This is a genomic window from Streptomyces sp. NPDC002156, assembly GCF_053593675.1.
This window is the reverse complement of record NZ_JBSFDA010000110.1, coordinates 1-16684: the sequence shown is the minus strand read 5'-3', so window position 1 is coordinate 16684 and position 16684 is coordinate 1. Positions and strand designations below refer to the sequence as shown.

Sequence of the window (16684 nt, the reverse complement as noted above, 5' to 3'; positions counted from 1 at the left end):
CATGTCGATTGTGGATTTTGTGAAGATGATTCCCGTCACAGGGCAGGGCACCCGAAGCCGGTCCCTCATCCGCCAACGCGATGGTCGGCAGCCCCCGCCAACACCAGTAGGCTGTTCACATGTCCGAACCGACCGGTGCCGCCCGCAGGCGCGGGCCCTTCAAGGTCGGGGACCAGGTACAGCTGACCGACCCCAAGGGCCGCCACTACACGTTCACGCTCGAAGCCGGAAAGAACTTCCACACCCACAAGGGTTCCTTCCCGCACGACGAGCTGATCGGCGCACCCGAGGGCAGCGTTGTCCGCACCACCGGAAACGTCGCCTACCTCGCGCTGCGCCCCCTGCTCCCCGACTATGTCCTGTCCATGCCCCGCGGCGCCGCCGTGGTCTACCCCAAGGACGCGGGGCAGATCCTGGCCTTCGCCGACATCTTCCCCGGCGCACGCGTCGTGGAAGCGGGCGTAGGCTCCGGCTCACTCAGCAGCTTCCTGCTGCGCGCCATCGGCGACCAGGGCATGCTGCACTCCTACGAGCGCCGCGAGGACTTCGCCGAGATCGCCCAGCAGAACGTGGAGCGCTACTTCGGCGGCCCCCACCCCGCCTGGCAGCTCACCGTCGGCGACCTCCAGGACAACCTCAGCGACACCGAGGTCGACCGTGTCGTCCTCGACATGCTCGCCCCCTGGGAATGCCTGGAGGCCGTCTCCAAGGCCCTCGTCCCCGGCGGCATCGTCTGCTGCTACGTGGCGACCACCACCCAGCTTGCCCGGACCGTCGAGTCCATCCGCGAGATCGGCTGCTTCAACGAGCCGAGCGCCTGGGAGTCGATGGTCCGCAACTGGCACATCGAGGGCCTGGCCGTCCGCCCCGACCACCGCATGATCGGCCACACCGGCTTCCTGCTCACCGCCCGCCGCCTCGCCGACGGAGTCGAGCCCCCCATGCGCCGCCGCCGCCCCTCCAAGGGCTCCTACGGCGACGACTACACCGGCCCCAACGCCGATGGCGGCAACGGCCGCTGACCGCGTCAACGCACGACCACCGTGGCCGAGTTCCCGCAGCACACCGGGAACTCGGCCACACCGCTTCCCGGTTGACGCCACAACAGCACCAGTACGGACAGCGACCACCACACACCCCGCCGTTCCCTCGCACTGTGACGTGTGGCACTATGCGGGACACCCCACCGGTACAGCCCTCCACGGGAGACACTCCGAGTGCAGCACTCCGCCGTCCCGGAACTGGCACACACGCACACCCGCCCCATCCACTGGCTCGCCACGGCCACCGCCCTCGCCGGAGTCGTCGCCCTCTCCTCGGCCCTCCAGCCGGACTCCGCCACCGCGGCCCAGGCAGCCGGCCCCGCGGGAAGACCCGCCGCGGCCGTCGCACCCCCCGACCCCACCGGCGTCGACCTCCCCCTCCCGTGCGGCCCCCTCCCGGTCCTCGTCCAGGAAAAGGCCACCGGAGACCTCGACGGCGACGGCAGACCCGAAACGGTCGTCTCCGCACGCTGCGACGCCGGCTCCGGCACCCCGCCCAACGGCGTGTACGTCCTCACCCAGGCCGCCGACGCCAAGCAGCCCCGCGTCGTCGCGACCCTCGTCGACCCCAAGGACCGCCTCACCGTCACCGACCTCACCGTCAGTGCCGGCGCCGTCACGGCCACACTCCTCGGCTACTCGTCCCTCGACGTCCCCAGATGCTGCCCGGACGTCGACGAGCGCGCCAAGTGGCAGTGGAAGAACGGCGCGTTCCTCCGCTCGACACCCGCCGGCGCACAGAGCGTGTGAACACGCCCCGACCGACCGACTGACGGCCACGGAACATACGTACGGCGAACACCGTGTGAGAAATCAGACAGAGGCATTACGAGAATCAGCCGACGGTGGCACGGAGTGGTCGGACGATCACTCCGCGTCCGGGCCGAAAACCTCGACCCTGTCCGAAACTCGACGTACGTGAATACAGTCGCCCGGACACTCCTTCGCGGAGTCCACCACATCCGTCAGCAACGGCAGCGGAACCGGCGTCGTCGCCCCCGGGGCCTGCAACAACTCGTCCCCGGGGCTCTTCACGTACGCCAGCCCGTCGATGTCCAGCTCGAAGACCTCAGGCGCGTACTGGACGCAGATTCCGTCCCCCGTACACAGGTCCTGATCGATCCAGACCTCCAACGCCTCGGCGCCGGCCCCGGCCTCCTCCTGCACGGTCATATCTCCTGCCGTTTCTGCCCCGAGCAAGACGATCCGACGGCAAGTCGGCCCAGCTCTGACGGGTGTTGAACACTTCGACCCTACCTCCGGCCGCTTCCCAACCACGTTCTGTGGGTATTCCCCTGGCGTGAGGGAGAGCGCAAGGGTGAAGATCGGACACACCTCGACAGTCTTTGTGATCTAGGGGTTTCAATCGACACCCACCCAGGTAGGGTCTGGAAGCGTCCAGCTCCCCTTGGAGGAGGTGAGGACCGTGGCAGCCCACGACGACGACATGAACCGCGGCATCCGCCCGGGACGAGGGTCCGACGACCCGTCCGGGCAGATTGCCTACCTTGAGCAGGAGATCGCCGTCCTGCGGCGCAAGCTCGCCGACTCTCCGCGACACACGAGGATTCTCGAAGAGCGGATCGTCGAGCTGCAGACCAACCTGGCCGGCGTGTCCGCGCAGAACGAGCGGCTCGCCAACACACTCCGAGAGGCTCGCGACCAGATCGTGGCCCTCAAGGAGGAGGTCGACCGGCTCGCACAGCCCCCGGCCGGCTTCGGTGTCTTCCTGGTCGCCAACGAGGACGGCACGGCCGACATCTTCACCGGAGGCCGCAAACTCCGCGTGAACGTCAGCCCCAGCGTCGAGCTCGAAGAGCTACGACGCGGCCAGGAAGTGATGCTCAACGAAGCTCTCAACGTGGTCGAGGCCATGGAGTACGAGAGCGTCGGCGACATCGTCACCCTCAAGGAGATCCTCGAGGACGGCGAGCGCGCCCTGGTACAGGGGCACACCGACGAGGAACGGGTGGTACGGCTCGCCGAGCCCCTCCTGGACGTCGTCATCCGCCCCGGCGACGCCCTCCTGCTCGAACCCCGATCCGGGTACGTCTACGAAGTCGTACCGAAGAGCGAGGTCGAGGAACTCGTCCTCGAAGAGGTACCCGACATCGGCTACGAGCAGATCGGCGGCCTGGGCAACCAGATCGAGATGATCCGCGACGCGGTCGAGCTCCCGTACCTCCACCCCGACCTCTTCAAGGAGCACGAACTCAGGCCGCCCAAGGGCGTCCTGCTCTACGGGCCCCCCGGATGCGGAAAGACGCTCATCGCCAAGGCCGTAGCCAACTCGCTGGCCAAAAAGGTCGCCGAGGTCACCGGCCAGGCCCAGGGCAAGAGCTTCTTCCTCAACATCAAGGGCCCCGAACTCCTCAACAAGTACGTCGGCGAGACCGAGCGGCAGATCCGCCTCGTCTTCCAGCGCGCTCGTGAGAAGGCCAGCGAGGGCACCCCCGTCATCGTCTTCTTCGACGAGATGGAATCCCTCTTCCGCACCCGCGGATCCGGCGTCAGCTCGGACGTGGAGAACACCATCGTCCCCCAGCTCCTCGCCGAGATCGACGGCGTGGAAGGCCTGCAGAACGTGGTCGTCATCGGCGCCTCCAACCGCGAGGACATGATCGACCCCGCCATCCTGCGCCCCGGCCGCCTCGACGTGAAGATCAAGATCGAACGTCCGGACGCCGAATCCGCCAAGGACATCTTCCAGAAGTACCTCACCGACCGCCTCCCGCTGCACCCCGAGGACGTGGGGGAGCACGGCGGCGACAAGGGCGCCACGGTCCAGAGCATGATCCAGACCGCCGTCGAACACATGTACACGGAATCCGAGGAGAACCGCTTCCTGGAGGTCACCTACGCCAACGGTGACAAGGAAGTCCTCTACTTCAAGGACTTCAACTCCGGCGCCATGATCGAGAACATCGTGGGCCGGGCCAAGAAGATGGCGATCAAGGACTTCCTCGACCACAAGCAGAAGGGCATCCGCGTCTCCCACCTCCTCCAGGCTTGCGTGGACGAGTTCAAGGAGAACGAGGACCTCCCCAACACCACCAACCCCGACGACTGGGCCCGGATCTCCGGAAAGAAGGGCGAACGGATCGTCTACATCCGTACGCTCATCACCGGAAAGCAGGGCGCAGACACCGGGCGCTCCATCGACACGGTGGCCAACACCGGTCAATACCTGTAAAAGACGGGGTGGCTGCGGGTGCCCTCACCGGGTACCCGCAGCCAACTGTTTTTCAGGCCACAGCCGGAGCAAGGCAATGACGCAAATGATCTCCCCACCAGCGCAAAGGCGTTCTAGGCTCTTTCGTACCGCCGAGGCGCGCAGTGCGGGGACGGGCACCGCACACGCACCGGAGCGCCAGCGGTACTTGAGCGGCGTCCCCGACCGAGGACACCGCCGGGCAAGGAGGGCCGCATGACCGTACGGCGAGTAATGGGCATCGAGACGGAGTACGGGATCTCCGTCCCCGGCCACCCCAACGCCAATGCCATGCTCACCTCGTCCCAGATCGTCAACGCCTACGCGGCGGCGATGCACCGGGCCCGCCGGGCCCGCTGGGACTTCGAGGAGGAGAACCCGCTGCGGGACGCGCGAGGCTTCGACCTCGCCCGCGAGGCCGCCGACTCCAGCCAGCTCACCGACGAGGACATCGGCCTCGCCAATGTCATCCTCACCAACGGCGCGCGACTGTACGTCGACCACGCACACCCCGAATACAGCGCGCCCGAAGTCACCAACCCCCGCGACGCCGTCCTCTGGGACAAGGCCGGCGAACGCATCATGGCCGAAGCCGCCGAACGCGCCGCACAGCTCCCCGGCGCCCAGCCGATCCACCTCTACAAGAACAACACCGACAACAAGGGCGCCTCCTACGGCACGCACGAGAACTACCTGATGAAGCGGGAGACCCCCTTCTCGGACATCGTGCGCCACCTCACGCCGTTCTTCGTCTCCCGCCAGGTCGTCACCGGCGCCGGCCGCGTCGGCATCGGCCAGGACGGCCACGAACACGGCTTCCAGCTCAGCCAGCGCGCGGACTACTTCGAGGTCGAGGTGGGCCTGGAGACCACCCTCAAGCGCCCCATCATCAACACCAGGGACGAACCCCACGCGGACGCGGAGAAGTACCGCCGCCTCCACGTGATCATCGGCGACGCGAACCTGTCGGAGATCTCGACGTACCTGAAGCTGGGCACCACGGCTCTGGTCCTGTCGATGATCGAGGACGGCTTCATCGCGGTGGACCTGGCCGTGGACCAGCCGGTCCGCACCCTCCACCAGGTGTCCCACGACCCGACGCTCAAGCGCCTGGTCACGCTCCGTAGCGGTCGCACACTGACCGCGGTGCAGCTTCAGATGGAGTACTTCGAGCTGTCGCGCAAGTACGTGGAGGAGCGGTACGGGTCCGACGCCGACGACCAGACGGTCGACGTCCTGGCCCGTTGGGAAGACACCCTGAACCGCCTGGAGAACGACCCCATGAGCCTCGCAGGTGAGCTCGACTGGGTCGCGAAACGAGAACTCATGGAGGGCTATCGCCGACGCGACGACCTCGACTGGGACGCCGCTCGGCTGCACCTGGTCGACCTCCAGTACGCGGACGTACGGGCCGAGAAGGGCCTCTACAACCGCCTGGTGGCCCGTGGCCGCATCAAGCGGCTGCTGGACGAGGACGAGGTCGAGCGGGCGCGTACGAAGCCTCCGGAGGACACGCGGGCGTACTTCCGTGGACGCTGCCTGGAGCAGTACGCGGACGACGTCGCGGCGGCCTCCTGGGACTCGGTGATCTTCGATCTGCCGGGCCGGGACTCGCTCCAGCGCGTCCCAACCCTTGAGCCGCTTCGCGGAACGCGTAATCACGTGAAAGAGCTCCTGGACCGCTGCCGCACGGCAGAAGACCTGGTCAGGGTCTTGTCGGGCAACTGAACGGGTGTGTGGTCCGGGGCGACCGGGCAGGGTGGAAAGTGTGGCGTCCGGGAATCATCGAGGTGGTTCCCGGACGTTGTAGCAACAGCGGGGCCAATGTCGGACCCTGCTTGTAGGGTCTGATCAAGAACGTCGAACCGAGCGGGGTGAGGGTTATGGCGACCAAGGACACCGGCGGCGGACAGCAGAAGGCGACGCGCAGCACCGAGGAGGTCGAGGAGGCACCTGAGGCACAGGTATCCGAAGACCTCAAGGAACGCCAGGAAAAGCTGAGCGACGACGTGGACTCCGTCCTGGACGAAATCGATGATGTGCTCGAAGAGAACGCCGAGGACTTCGTGCGCTCATTTGTCCAGAAGGGTGGAGAGTAGTAGTAAATGTCCGATTTGGATGCCGGGAGGAAATGCTCGGCATGCGAGCGGACGCTCCCCACGACCGCATTCGCGGCTAGCAGGTCGAGGCTCGACGGGCTTCAGGGCCGTTGCCGCGAATGCGGGGCGGAGGCCTACCGGCGTGGCCGGGAGGCTCGAGGGAAAAGGGTCCGGCGGGTGGATGTGCCTGAGGGGCACAAGCACTGCCTTGGGTGTGACGAGGTCAGGCACTGGAGCGAGTGGCACCGTAATGCGGCCGCTTCGGACGGCCTGTCTACGCGTTGCAAGCATTGCCGAGCTGTAAAAGGGCGCGCGGACCATCTGAAGCGTCACTACGGCATGACCGAAGCCCAGCGTGACGAGATCGTGGCCTCGCAAATGGGGCTCTGCGTGATCTGCCTGAAAGCTCCTGCCATTCATGTGGATCACTGCCACGAGACGGGTAGGGTCCGTGGCGTACTGTGCTTCAACTGCAATTCGGCCATCGGCAAGTTGGGAGATGATCCCGACGCTGTTCGTCGGGCTGCCGCCTACTTGGAAGGATCCCCGTGGAAGCCAACACTCGTAGCACCGGGCGTCTACCGGCTGCCTTCCTGACGCCTGGGTCGTCGTCCTTCATGGACTTCCTGTCCGACCATCAGCCGGAGATGCTCCCGGGCAAGCGGCAGTTGCCGCCCGTCCAAGGCGCCATCGAGGCCCCGCACGGCACGACCATCGTGTCCGTCACCTTCCCGGGTGGTGTCGTGCTCGCCGGTGACCGGCGGGCGACCATGGGGAACGTCATCGCGCAGCGGGACATCGAGAAGGTGTTCCCGGCCGATGAGTACTCGGCCGTCGGGATCGCCGGCACCGCCGGTCTCGCCGTCGAGATGGTCAAGCTGTTCCAGCTGGAGTTGGAGCACTTCGAGAAGGTGGAGGGTGCGCAGCTCTCGCTGGAGGGCAAGGCGAACCGGCTGTCCACCATGATTCGTTCGAACCTCGGTATGGCCATGCAGGGTCTTGCCGTGGTGCCGCTGTTCGCCGGGTTCGATGTGGACCGGGGGAAGGGGCGCATCTTCTCGTACGACGTGACGGGTGGGCGTTCCGAGGAGCACGGTTATGCGGCGACGGGGTCGGGGTCGCTGTTCGCGCGTGGTGCGATGAAGAAGCTGTACCACCGTGATCTGAGTGAGGCGGATGCGACGACGCTGGTGATTCAGGCGTTGTACGACGCGGCGGACGACGACTCGGCGACCGGTGGTCCTGATGTCGCGCGCCGGATCTACCCGATTGTCACGGTGATCACCGAGGACGGTTTCCGCAGGCTCGGGGACGAGGAGTCCGCCGAGATCGCCCGTTCGATTCTGGAGCGGCGTCTGGAGCAGCCCGACGGCCCGCGTGCCGCGCTGCTGTAGTGCCTCTTCTTGTCCAGGTGGTCCAGTGACTTCGACAGATTCGACAGAAAGGGACGGATAACCGGTGTCGACTCCGTTCTATGTCTCACCCCAGCAGGCGATGGCGGACCGGGCCGAGTACGCCCGGAAGGGCATCGCGCGTGGTCGCAGCCTGGTTGTGCTGCAGTATGCCGATGGCATCGTGTTCGTCGGCGAGAACCCGTCCCGTGCGCTGCACAAGTTCAGCGAGATCTATGACCGGATCGGCTTCGCGGCTGCCGGTAAGTACAACGAGTACGAGAATCTGCGGATCGGTGGTGTGCGGTATGCCGATATGCGGGGGTACACGTACGACCGTGCCGATGTGACGGCTCGTGGTCTGGCCAACGTGTACGCGCAGACGTTGGGCACGATCTTCTCTTCGGCGGCGGAGAAGCCGTACGAGGTGGAGTTGGTCGTTGCGGAGGTCGGTGAGACTTCTGACGGTGATCAGATCTACCGGCTGCCTCATGACGGGTCGATCGTCGATGAGCACGGTTCGGTGGCGGTCGGTGGTAACGCCGAGCAGATCAGCACGTATCTGGATCAGCGTCATCAGGACGGCATGTCGTTGGCCGAGGCGTTGAAGCTGGCGGTTCAGGCGCTGTCGCGGGATACGAACGGTACGGAGCGGGAGATTCCGGCGGAGCGGCTGGAGGTCGCGGTGCTGGACCGTACGCGTCCGCAGAAGCGGAAGTTCAAGCGGATTCTCGGTCGTCAGCTGGGTCGGTTGCTGGAGGCCGACGGGGCGTCCACGGAGGCGGAGAGCGCCGCCGAGGAGGAGTAGCCGCCCGCCTGGTTTGTTTCTTGATTCGCACCCCGGTTGCCTTTGGCGGCCGGGGTGCGGGCGTTGGTGGGTTGTTCAGGGGCGGTTCGGCGGTGGTGCCGTGGAGTCTCGTACGACGAGTTGTACGGGGATGTCGCCCTGGGTGGGGGTGCGGCCGTCGAGGACGGCGAGGAGGGCTTGCATGCCGCGTTCGCCGAAGAGTTCGGCGTCGAGGCGGACGGTGGTGAGTTCGGGGTCGATGGCGGTGGCGAGGGCGAGGTCGTCGAGGCCGGTGACGGAGAGGTCGTCGGGGATGCGCAGGCCGAGGCGGCGGATGGCCTTGTAGGCGCCGGCGGCGAGTTTGTCGTCGTCGCAGACGAGGGCGGTGGGGTGGGGGCCGGGGGCCGTCAGGGCGGCTGTGGTGGCCTGCTGGGCGCCCTCGATGGAGATGGGGGCGTGGATGGTCCGTACGCGGGTGTCGGGGACGGTGGCGAGGCGTGTGGCGAGTTCGTGGGCGCGTACGGCGAAGGTCCAGGAGGGGATGTCGGCGGCGAGGTGGAGGAAGTGGCGGTGGCCGAGGCCGAGGAGGTGGTCGGCGACCTGGCGTGCGCCGTCGGCGATGTCGAGGTTGACGGTGGCGGCGCCGAGGCTTCCTTGTGGGTCGCTGTCGAGCATGACGAGGGGGAGTTGGTCGCCGCGGATGTCGGTGAGGGCGTCGGCGGCCATGGAGGAGGCGAGGACGCCGTCGAGGGCGGCCTGGGCGGAGTGGAAGGGGTCGCGGGCGGGGCCGATGCCTTCGGGGGAGGGGTAGAGGACGACGCCGAAGCCGTGTTCGGCGGCGATGCGGGCGGCTCCGGTGTAGACGCCGGCGTAGAACTCGGTGGTGAGGGCGGGGACGACGAGGAGGATGGTGCGGGTGTGGCCGAGGCGGAGGTTGCGGGCGGCGAGGTTGGGGCGGTAGCCGAGTTCGCGGGCGGCTTCGCGGACGCGTTCGGCGGTGGCCTCGGAGACGCGGCCGCGCCATTTGTCGCCGAGGACGAGGGAGACGGCGGCCTGGGAGACGCCCGCTGCCTGGGCGACGTCACGGCTGGTGGGTCGGGTGCTACCTCGTGCCACCGTGGGCCTGCTCCTTCGTGTGGACGTGCGGACAGCGCACATGGTACGTATGGCAGGCGACGTTATACGTACAACCTCCGGCGTCGCGGTTGACGGGAAGGGCTGGTCATGGCATCGGGATACCTGGAGATCCTCAGGGCGCGGCACGCGGTGCGGCTGCTCGTGGGCACCCTGGTGGGCCGGTTGCCGAACGCCACGGCGGCGATCGCGATCGTGCTGTTCGTGCGCGCCGAGGGCGGTACCTACAGTCTCGCGGGCGGGCTCGCGGCGGCGTACGGGGTGGCGAACGCGGTGGGGCAGCCGCTGCTGGGGCGGCTGGTGGACCTGTACGGGCAGCCGCGGATCCAGTTGTCGGGTGCGCTCGTGTCGGCGTTCGGGATGGGGGTGTTCGCGTTCGCGGGCACGGATCCGCTGCCGTTCGCGTATGCCGCGGTGGTGGTCGCCGGGCTTTTCACGCCTCCATTGGAGGGCGGCCTGCGGGCGCTGTGGCCCGCTGTCCTCCGTAAGGAGGACCACGTGCACACGGCGTACGCGATGGACGCGGTGGCGCAGGAAGTCATGTTCACGGTGGGGCCGTTGCTGGTGACGCTGTGTGCGTCGTTGTGGTCGGCGCAGGCCGCGCTGCTCGTGCTGAACGTGATCGGGGTCCTGGGGGCGCTGTCCGTGGTGCTGTCGCCGCCCTCGCGCGCGTGGCGTTCGGCGCCGCGTGAGGCGCACTGGCTGGGCGCGCTGCGGTCGCCGGGGCTGCTGGTGATGCTGGGGGCGTTCCTGTTCGTGGGGATCGCGCTGGGGTCGATCACGGTCGCGTCGGTGTCGTACGCGGACGACAACGGTGGTGACACGGTGTACGGCTGGCTGATGGCGGCCGTCGGGCTGGGTGCGCTGCTCGGTGGGTCGGTGTACGGGGCGCGGCAGTGGAGCGGTCCGGCGGAGCGGCGGCTGACGGTGTTGGTGGGGCTGTTGGCGGTGTGTTATCTGCCGTTGACGCTGATGCCGGGTGCGGTGGCGATGACGTTGCTGATGGTGCTTGCCGGGGTGTTCCTGGCGCCGGCGCTCGCGTGTGTGTTCGTGCTGATAGATCGGCATGCTCCGCGGGGGACGGTCACCGAGGCTTTCTCCTGGCTTGTGACGACGTTCACGGTGGGTGCGTCGCTGGGGACGGGCCTCGCGGGGCCGGTCGTGGAGTGGGGCGGAACGCTGTGGGGGTTCGTCGTGCCGGGGGCCGCCGGGGCGGTGTCGTTGCTGGTTCTGCTGGTCACCGGGCGGGTGCTGGCGGTGCCCGCCGGGGGTGCTGTGGTTGCGGTCTCATCGGAAAATGATCCAAACCGTGCTGCCGGATCCCGTTTCAGGTCGGGGGATCGGGCGTAATGTTCAGTCATGGACCGCCGCATTTTCGGGCTGGAGAACGAGTACGGCGTCACGTGTACGTTCAGGGGACAGCGGCGTCTGTCTCCCGACGAGGTGGCTCGGTACCTCTTCCGCCGTGTCGTGTCATGGGGCCGCAGCAGCAATGTCTTTCTGCGAAACGGCGCCCGCCTCTATCTTGACGTGGGATCACATCCGGAATACGCAACGCCGGAATGTGACAACGTGACGGAACTCGTCACCCACGACAAGGCCGGCGAGCGCATTCTCGAAGGACTCCTGGTGGACGCCGAACGACGCCTGCACGAGGAAGGAATCGCGGGCGACGTCTACCTCTTCAAGAACAACACGGACTCGGCGGGCAACTCTTACGGTTGCCACGAGAACTATCTGGTGGCCCGGCACGGGGAGTTCTCCCGGCTCGCGGACATCCTCATTCCGTTCCTCGTCACCCGCCAGCTTCTGTGCGGTGCGGGCAAGGTGCTGCAGACTCCGCGTGGTGCTGTCTACTGCGTGAGTCAGCGGGCCGAGCACATCTGGGAGGGTGTCTCCTCGGCGACGACCCGGTCCCGGCCGATCATCAACACGCGTGACGAACCGCACGCGGACGCCGAGCGTTACCGTCGGCTGCATGTCATCGTCGGTGACTCGAACATGTCCGAGACGACGATGCTCCTCAAGGTCGGTGCCACCGACCTCGTGCTGCGCATGATCGAGGCGGGCACGGTGATGCGGGACCTGACTCTGGAGAACCCGATCCGGGCGATCCGCGAGGTCAGCCATGACATCACGGGCCGTCGCAAGGTGCGGCTGGCCAGCGGCCGGGAGGCCTCGGCGCTGGATGTGCAGCGCGAGTACTACGAGAAGGCCGTGGACTTCGTCGAGCGACGGGGTATCCGCACGGGCACGGTCGAGCAGGTGCTGGAGCTGTGGGGCCGGGTGCTCGACTCCATCGAGGCCGAGGATCTGGACCGGATCGGCACCGAGATCGACTGGGTGATGAAGTACCAGCTCATCGAGCGGTACCGGGCCAAGCACAATATGACGATGTCGCATCCGCGCGTCGCTCAGATAGACCTCGCCTATCACGACATTCACCGCAGGCGGGGTCTTTACTACCTGCTGGAGAGGAAGAACCAAGCCGCGCGGATCTGCAACGACTTGAAGATCTTCGAGGGCAAGTCGGTTCCGCCGCAGACCACTCGCGCGCGGTTGCGCGGTGACTTCATCCGGCGGGCGCAGGAGCAGCGTCGTGATTTCACGGTCGACTGGGTGCATCTGAAGCTCAACGACCAGGCGCAGCGCACGGTGTTGTGCAAGGACCCGTTCCGCAGTGTCGACGACCGGGTGGAGAAGCTGATCGCCGGTATGTGAGTCACCGGTAGACCGGTCTCCGATATGTGAGATTTGCGGCCGGGTGTGTTTCCGGAACGCAACGCGGGCGCCGTACGTTTCCCGTACGGCGCCCCTCGCACGCCGTAGAGTTGCGCGCACGCCAGCAACACAAGATCGACACCGATACGAGGCTTTCACCGTGCGCCGACGCTCAGTTCTCCTTGCCGTACCTGCCGGACTTGTCACGCTCGCCGGATGCGGTGACGACGAGTCCGACACGAGCAAGGCCAGTGACAGCCCGTCCCCCTCGGCCTCGGATTCGGGTTCGTCCACCGCGCCGGCGCCGAAGATCGTCGACGGTCCGCTGCCGGCGGTCACCGCGGGGGCGAAGTTCGACGAGAAGCCGACCGTGGCCAAGGGCAGCGGTGAGCCGTCGAAGGACCTCGCGGTGAAGACGCTGATCGCGGGCAACGGCAAGACGGTCGTGGAGAACGACTACATCGTGGCGAACTACCTGGGCCAGATCTGGGATTCGGCGAAGGTCTTCGACAACTCGTACGACCGGGGGACCGCGCTGGTGATCCAGCTGGCGCAGGGCAGCATCATCGACGGCTGGCGGTACGGGCTGACGGGCAAGAAGGCCGGCAGCCGGGTCGAGATGGCCGTCCCGCCGACCTGGGGTTACGGCACGTCCGGGAACACGCAGGCGGGTATCAAGGGCACCGACACGCTGGTGTTCGTGGTGGACGTCAAGGACACGTTCAACGCGAAGAGTTCGGCGAAGGGCAAGGTCGTTACCCAGGACGACGCGGCTCTGCCGAAGGTCGGTACGAACACCGACGGTGCGGCTCCCTCGATCGAGGTCCCGAAGGCGACCGCGCCCACGGAGCTGGTGGCGAACTACGTCATCGAGGGCGACGGCGAGGTGGTCAAGGAGACCGAGTCGGTCCTCGTGCAGTACAAGGGCGTGCTGTGGGACACGGGCAAGGAGTTCGACTCGTCGTACAAGAACGGGCAGCTGGTCTCGTTCGGGCTGTCGCAGGTCGTCAAGGGCTGGGCGCAGGGGCTGACAGGCAAGAAGGTCGGCAGCCGCGTGATGATCTCCATCCCGCCGGCCCTGGGCTACGGCGACAACCCGCCGCAGGGCAGCGGTATCGAGAAGGACTCGGTGCTGGTGTTCTCCGTGGACATCCTCGCGAAGATGTGAGCCCTTGTGGTGACCTCTTGTGGTGACTGCTCGATGTGATCCCTTCGTGGAGGTCGGCCTGGCGCGGGCGTTGTCGCGCCGGGGATGAAAGACTGTCCGTGTTGCCTTTGTTCATTCACCAGCAGGAGCCAGAGACGTGAGCATCGAGAAGCCCGAGATCGACTTCCCCGAGGGCGAGCCGCCGGCGGACCTCCAGATCAAGGACATCTGGGAGGGCGACGGCGCCGAGGCGGTGGCGGGTCAGAACGTCACGGTCCACTACGTGGGTGTTTCCTTCAGCACGGGCGAGGAGTTCGACGCCAGCTGGAACCGGGGCAACCCGTTCAAGTTCCCGCTGGGCGGCGGCCGGGTCATCAAGGGCTGGGACCAGGGTGTCCAGGGCATGAAGGTCGGTGGCCGGCGCGAGCTGACCATCCCGGCCCACCTCGCCTACGGCAACCAGAGCCCGACGCCGGCGATCAAGCCGGGCGAGACGCTGATCTTCGTGGTGGACCTGATCGCGGTCTGACCGTCCTCCGGTCCGTCGGTCCGATCGTCGTACGACAGTCGAATGGGATCGGGATCAGGTCGGATCGTCGTACGACACAGGTACGAGGTTTGGCCGGACTCGATCATCTGGGGTCCATGCCTGTCCGGGCATGGGCCCTCGGCTTTTGCCGCGCCACTTCGGAGCGGTACGGTCATCCGTCGTAAGCACCATTGGGAAGGCGAAGGGCGTCGATGGCGATTGCCAAGGCAGAGCGGCTGATGAATCTGGCGCTGTGTCTGCTCGGGACGCGCAGGCCGCTGAGCAAACGCGAGCTGCGTGACTCCATCGAGGCCTACCTCGAGGCGGGCAGCGACGACTCCTTCAACCGGATGTTCGAGCGGGACAAGGACGATCTGCGCGAACTCGGCCTGGTCATCGAGACGGTGGAGAACCTCGACGGCGAGGTCGGCTACCGCGCCGGCCGTGACAGCAACCGGCTGCCGCCCATCACCCTCGACGCCGAGGAGGCCGCGGCCCTGGGCCTGGCTGCGAAGGTCTGGCAGCAGGCGAGGCTCGCCGGTGCGGCCAGTGGCGCGCTGCAGAAGCTGCGCGCGGCCGGACTGCCCGAGGACGTCGATCCGTACGAGGCCCATGGCGCCCTGGAGCCGCGCATCCCGGTGCACGAGGCCGCGTTCGAACCGCTGATGCTGGCCTGCCGGGACCGCCGCCCGGTCCTCTTCGACTACCGCAAGGCGACCGCCGCCCGGCCGGAGCCCCGTCATGTGGAGCCGTGGGCGCTGGAGTGCTGGCGCGGGCACTGGTATCTGGCGGGCTGGGACCGCGACCGGAGCGCCGAACGCGTGTTCAGGCTGTCGCGGATCACCGGCAAGGTCCGCAGCCGGGGCGCGAAGTTCACCGCCGAGGTGCCCGATGTCGTCACGGTCCGCGAGACCGTCGCCGGCTGGGCGGGGGAGCGGGCCGACCGGTCCGCGCTGATCCGGCTGCGGACTGGCGCCGGTTACCCCCTTCGGGCGAAGGCGTCCCAGGTCCGGGAACTCGGCGACGGCTGGGACGAGTTGGAGATTCCGTACGGGCACGGGCTGGACGCCTGGCTGGTGGAGTTCGGGCCGGACGTGGTGGTCCTGGAACCGGCCGAGCTGCGGGCCGATGTGGTCGACCGGCTGCGCGCCGTGGCCAAGGGCTGAGGGGGAGCACAAGCAAGTGGCAGGCAAACCGGCCAGGCCCGTGAACGCCATCGACCAGACGCGGCGGATGCTGTCCCTGGTGACCTATCTGCGCGAGCGGCCCGGCGCGCGCGTCGGCGATGTCGCCCGCGCGTTCGGGATCACCGAGGACGAGCTGGTCTCCGACCTGGACGTGCTGCCCATGTGCGGCACCAGCTTCCGGGGCGGTGACCTGCTCGACATCGACACCGACGGCGAGCGGATCTGGTGGCACAACCCCGCCGCCCTCGGGGAGGAGGCCGCCGAACCGCTCCGGCTGGCCGCCGACGAGGCGACCGCGCTGCTGGTCGCCGCCCGCGCGGTGTCCACGCTGCCCGGGCTGCGCGAGGGCGACCGGCAGGCGCTGCTGCGGGCCACCGCCAAGGTGGAGACGGCCGCCGGTGAGGCCGCCGGGGCCAGCACCCGGCTGTCGGTGACCTTCGAGTCGGAGGGCGGGGTCTTCGCCGACGTCGACCGGGCGATCTCCGAGCGCCGCCGGCTGCGGATCCGCTACTACTCGCCCGCGCGCGACGAGGTCACCGAGCGGGAGATCGACCCGATCCGCCTGGTCAGCGTCGGGCACACGTACGTCGAGGCCTGGTGCCGGCGCTCCGAGGCGCGCCGTACGTTCCGGCTCGACCGGGTCGCCGAGATCGAGATCCTGGACGAGCCGTCCGTACCGCCCGAGATAGAACTGCGTGACCTGTCGGAGGGGCTGGTGCAGCCCGCCGCCGAGGACCCCGAGGTGGTCGTCGAGGTCGGGCCCGGTGGGCGCTGGGTCGCGGAGTACTACCCGCACGACAGTGCCGATGAGCTTCCCGACGGCGGGCTGCGTATCACTTTGCGGACCCCCGATCCGGCGTCGCTGCGGCGGCTGGCGCTGCGGCTCGGGCGTGACGGGCGCATCGTGTCGCCGCAGGGGCTCGCGGACAGTGCCCGGCTGGCGGCCCAGGAGGCGCTGGCGGCGTACGACGCGGCGTCGGCCGTGCCTGGGACGCCTGGGACGCGGGCGTCGGTGTCCGGGGCGCACGGGGTTCAGGACGGGCTGTACGACGGACGGGAGCAGGAGCGTTGAGCGAGTCTCCGATGTCAGGTGTGCGGGACATGACGGTTGCGGCTGCCTTCGCGGGGATGAGACGAGTGGCGCCTGTGGTGTTTCGGGCCGCCTGCCCGGACTGTCGTGGGAACTTCGAGCTGACCGCGAGTGCGCTCCGGCTGGCCATCGGGGCCAGTAGTCGGACCACGTTCTACTCGTTCACCTGTCCCGAGTGTGATGTCACTGTCCGTAAGCCTGCGGGTGAGCGTGTGGTCGAGCTGCTCACCGGGGGTGGGGTCAAGACGTTGCGGTTGGCTGGGCCGGCCTGAGGGGGGCGAAGGGCGGGTTTTTCTCGCCCCCGCCGCCCCTACCCGTCCCATCCCTGGGGGCTGCGCCCCCAGA

General features: G+C 67.7%; 17 protein-coding genes. 15 read left to right on the top strand and 2 right to left on the bottom strand.

Translation table 11 applies throughout. The features are described from left to right. Positions 1-119 precede the first annotated feature (119 nt). Complete coding sequence (locus ACWCRB_RS33670; RefSeq protein WP_389357481.1) at positions 120-1022, top strand: tRNA (adenine-N1)-methyltransferase; 903 nt, start codon at positions 120-122, stop codon at positions 1020-1022. Between the two features lie 195 nt (positions 1023-1217). Then, positions 1218-1793, top strand: a complete 576-nt coding sequence (locus ACWCRB_RS33665) for a hypothetical protein (RefSeq protein WP_450999675.1) — start codon at positions 1218-1220, stop codon at positions 1791-1793. A 117-nt stretch (positions 1794-1910) separates the two neighbouring features. On the opposite strand, the gene ACWCRB_RS33660 is transcribed toward ACWCRB_RS33665, so the two are convergent. Then, on the bottom strand, positions 1911-2216 hold the full coding sequence (locus tag ACWCRB_RS33660; protein WP_450999674.1) for a ferredoxin: 306 nt from the start codon (positions 2214-2216) through the stop codon (positions 1911-1913). 253 nt (positions 2217-2469) lie between these two features. On the opposite strand from ACWCRB_RS33660, the gene arc reads away from it, so the two are divergent. The 6 genes from arc to prcA all read left to right on the top strand — a co-directional run bounded on the left by arc (position 2470) and on the right by prcA (position 8552). Beyond that, positions 2470-4236: a proteasome ATPase gene (arc, locus tag ACWCRB_RS33655; RefSeq protein ID WP_105974648.1), complete on the top strand. Its 1767-nt coding sequence runs from the start codon at positions 2470-2472 to the stop codon at positions 4234-4236. Positions 4237-4470: 234 nt separating this feature from the next. After that, positions 4471-5982 carry a depupylase/deamidase Dop gene (dop, locus tag ACWCRB_RS33650; RefSeq protein ID WP_450999673.1) on the top strand — a complete coding sequence of 504 codons (1512 nt, stop codon included), beginning with the start codon at positions 4471-4473 and terminating at the stop codon, positions 5980-5982. A gap of 155 nt (positions 5983-6137) precedes the next feature. Beyond that, positions 6138-6353 carry a ubiquitin-like protein Pup gene (locus ACWCRB_RS33645; RefSeq protein WP_006379817.1) on the top strand — a complete coding sequence of 72 codons (216 nt, stop codon included), beginning with the start codon at positions 6138-6140 and terminating at the stop codon, positions 6351-6353. Positions 6354-6359: 6 nt separating this feature from the next. Continuing rightward, a complete protein-coding gene (locus tag ACWCRB_RS33640) occupies positions 6360-6950 on the top strand; it encodes an endonuclease VII domain-containing protein (RefSeq protein WP_450999672.1) in 591 nt (196 codons plus the stop codon). After that, entirely contained in the window at positions 6902-7747 is an 846-nt protein-coding gene (gene prcB, locus ACWCRB_RS33635; RefSeq protein WP_405538538.1) for a proteasome subunit beta, read from the top strand. Before ACWCRB_RS33640 ends, prcB begins: the two co-directional genes overlap by 49 nt. Positions 7748-7811: 64 nt before the next feature. Next, positions 7812-8552 carry a proteasome subunit alpha gene (gene prcA, locus ACWCRB_RS33630; RefSeq protein ID WP_405538540.1) on the top strand — a complete coding sequence of 247 codons (741 nt, stop codon included), beginning with the start codon at positions 7812-7814 and terminating at the stop codon, positions 8550-8552. A gap of 75 nt (positions 8553-8627) precedes the next feature. Here prcA and ACWCRB_RS33625 read toward each other — a convergent pair whose 3' ends face one another. Then, the gene (locus ACWCRB_RS33625) at positions 8628-9647 is read right to left on the bottom strand and encodes a LacI family DNA-binding transcriptional regulator (RefSeq protein ID WP_450999671.1); all 1020 of its coding nucleotides are present in this window, start codon (positions 9645-9647) and stop codon (positions 8628-8630) included. Between the two features lie 108 nt (positions 9648-9755). Here ACWCRB_RS33625 and ACWCRB_RS33620 point away from each other — a divergent pair, with 108 nt between their 5' ends. The 7 genes from ACWCRB_RS33620 to ACWCRB_RS33590 all read left to right on the top strand — a co-directional run bounded on the left by ACWCRB_RS33620 (position 9756) and on the right by ACWCRB_RS33590 (position 16611). Then, positions 9756-11015, top strand: a complete 1260-nt coding sequence (locus tag ACWCRB_RS33620; RefSeq protein WP_450999670.1) for an MFS transporter — start codon at positions 9756-9758, stop codon at positions 11013-11015. A 9-nt stretch (positions 11016-11024) separates the two neighbouring features. Then, a complete protein-coding gene (gene pafA / locus ACWCRB_RS33615) occupies positions 11025-12386 on the top strand; it encodes a Pup--protein ligase (protein WP_369037005.1) in 1362 nt (453 codons plus the stop codon). Positions 12387-12546: 160 nt separating this feature from the next. Beyond that, a complete protein-coding gene (locus ACWCRB_RS33610) occupies positions 12547-13554 on the top strand; it encodes an FKBP-type peptidyl-prolyl cis-trans isomerase (protein ID WP_450999669.1) in 1008 nt (335 codons plus the stop codon). Positions 13555-13690: 136 nt separating this feature from the next. Beyond that, positions 13691-14062, top strand: a complete 372-nt coding sequence (locus ACWCRB_RS33605; RefSeq protein ID WP_450999668.1) for an FKBP-type peptidyl-prolyl cis-trans isomerase — start codon at positions 13691-13693, stop codon at positions 14060-14062. Between the two features lie 212 nt (positions 14063-14274). Continuing rightward, positions 14275-15228, top strand: coding sequence for a helix-turn-helix transcriptional regulator (locus ACWCRB_RS33600; RefSeq protein WP_450999667.1), 954 nt, complete (start codon positions 14275-14277; stop codon positions 15226-15228). Between the two features lie 16 nt (positions 15229-15244). Then, positions 15245-16321, top strand: a complete 1077-nt coding sequence (locus ACWCRB_RS33595) for a helix-turn-helix transcriptional regulator (RefSeq protein ID WP_450999666.1) — start codon at positions 15245-15247, stop codon at positions 16319-16321. Next, a complete protein-coding gene (locus ACWCRB_RS33590) occupies positions 16318-16611 on the top strand; it encodes a hypothetical protein (RefSeq protein ID WP_369037010.1) in 294 nt (97 codons plus the stop codon). The genes ACWCRB_RS33595 and ACWCRB_RS33590 overlap by 4 nt, the downstream gene beginning before the upstream one ends. The last annotated feature ends 73 nt before the right edge of the window (positions 16612-16684 follow it).

Coding starts and splice junctions, on each gene's coding strand:
- ACWCRB_RS33670 (WP_389357481.1), top strand. CDS start 120: ATGTCCGAACCGACCGGTGCCGCCCGCAGGCGCGGGCCCTTCAAGGTC.
- ACWCRB_RS33660 (WP_450999674.1), bottom strand. CDS start 2,216: ATGACCGTGCAGGAGGAGGCCGGGGCCGGCGCCGAGGCGTTGGAGGTC.
- dop (WP_450999673.1), top strand. CDS start 4,471: ATGACCGTACGGCGAGTAATGGGCATCGAGACGGAGTACGGGATCTCC.
- ACWCRB_RS33645 (WP_006379817.1), top strand. CDS start 6,138: ATGGCGACCAAGGACACCGGCGGCGGACAGCAGAAGGCGACGCGCAGC.
- ACWCRB_RS33640 (WP_450999672.1), top strand. CDS start 6,360: ATGTCCGATTTGGATGCCGGGAGGAAATGCTCGGCATGCGAGCGGACG.
- ACWCRB_RS33620 (WP_450999670.1), top strand. CDS start 9,756: ATGGCATCGGGATACCTGGAGATCCTCAGGGCGCGGCACGCGGTGCGG.
- pafA (WP_369037005.1), top strand. CDS start 11,025: ATGGACCGCCGCATTTTCGGGCTGGAGAACGAGTACGGCGTCACGTGT.
- ACWCRB_RS33600 (WP_450999667.1), top strand. CDS start 14,275: ATGGCGATTGCCAAGGCAGAGCGGCTGATGAATCTGGCGCTGTGTCTG.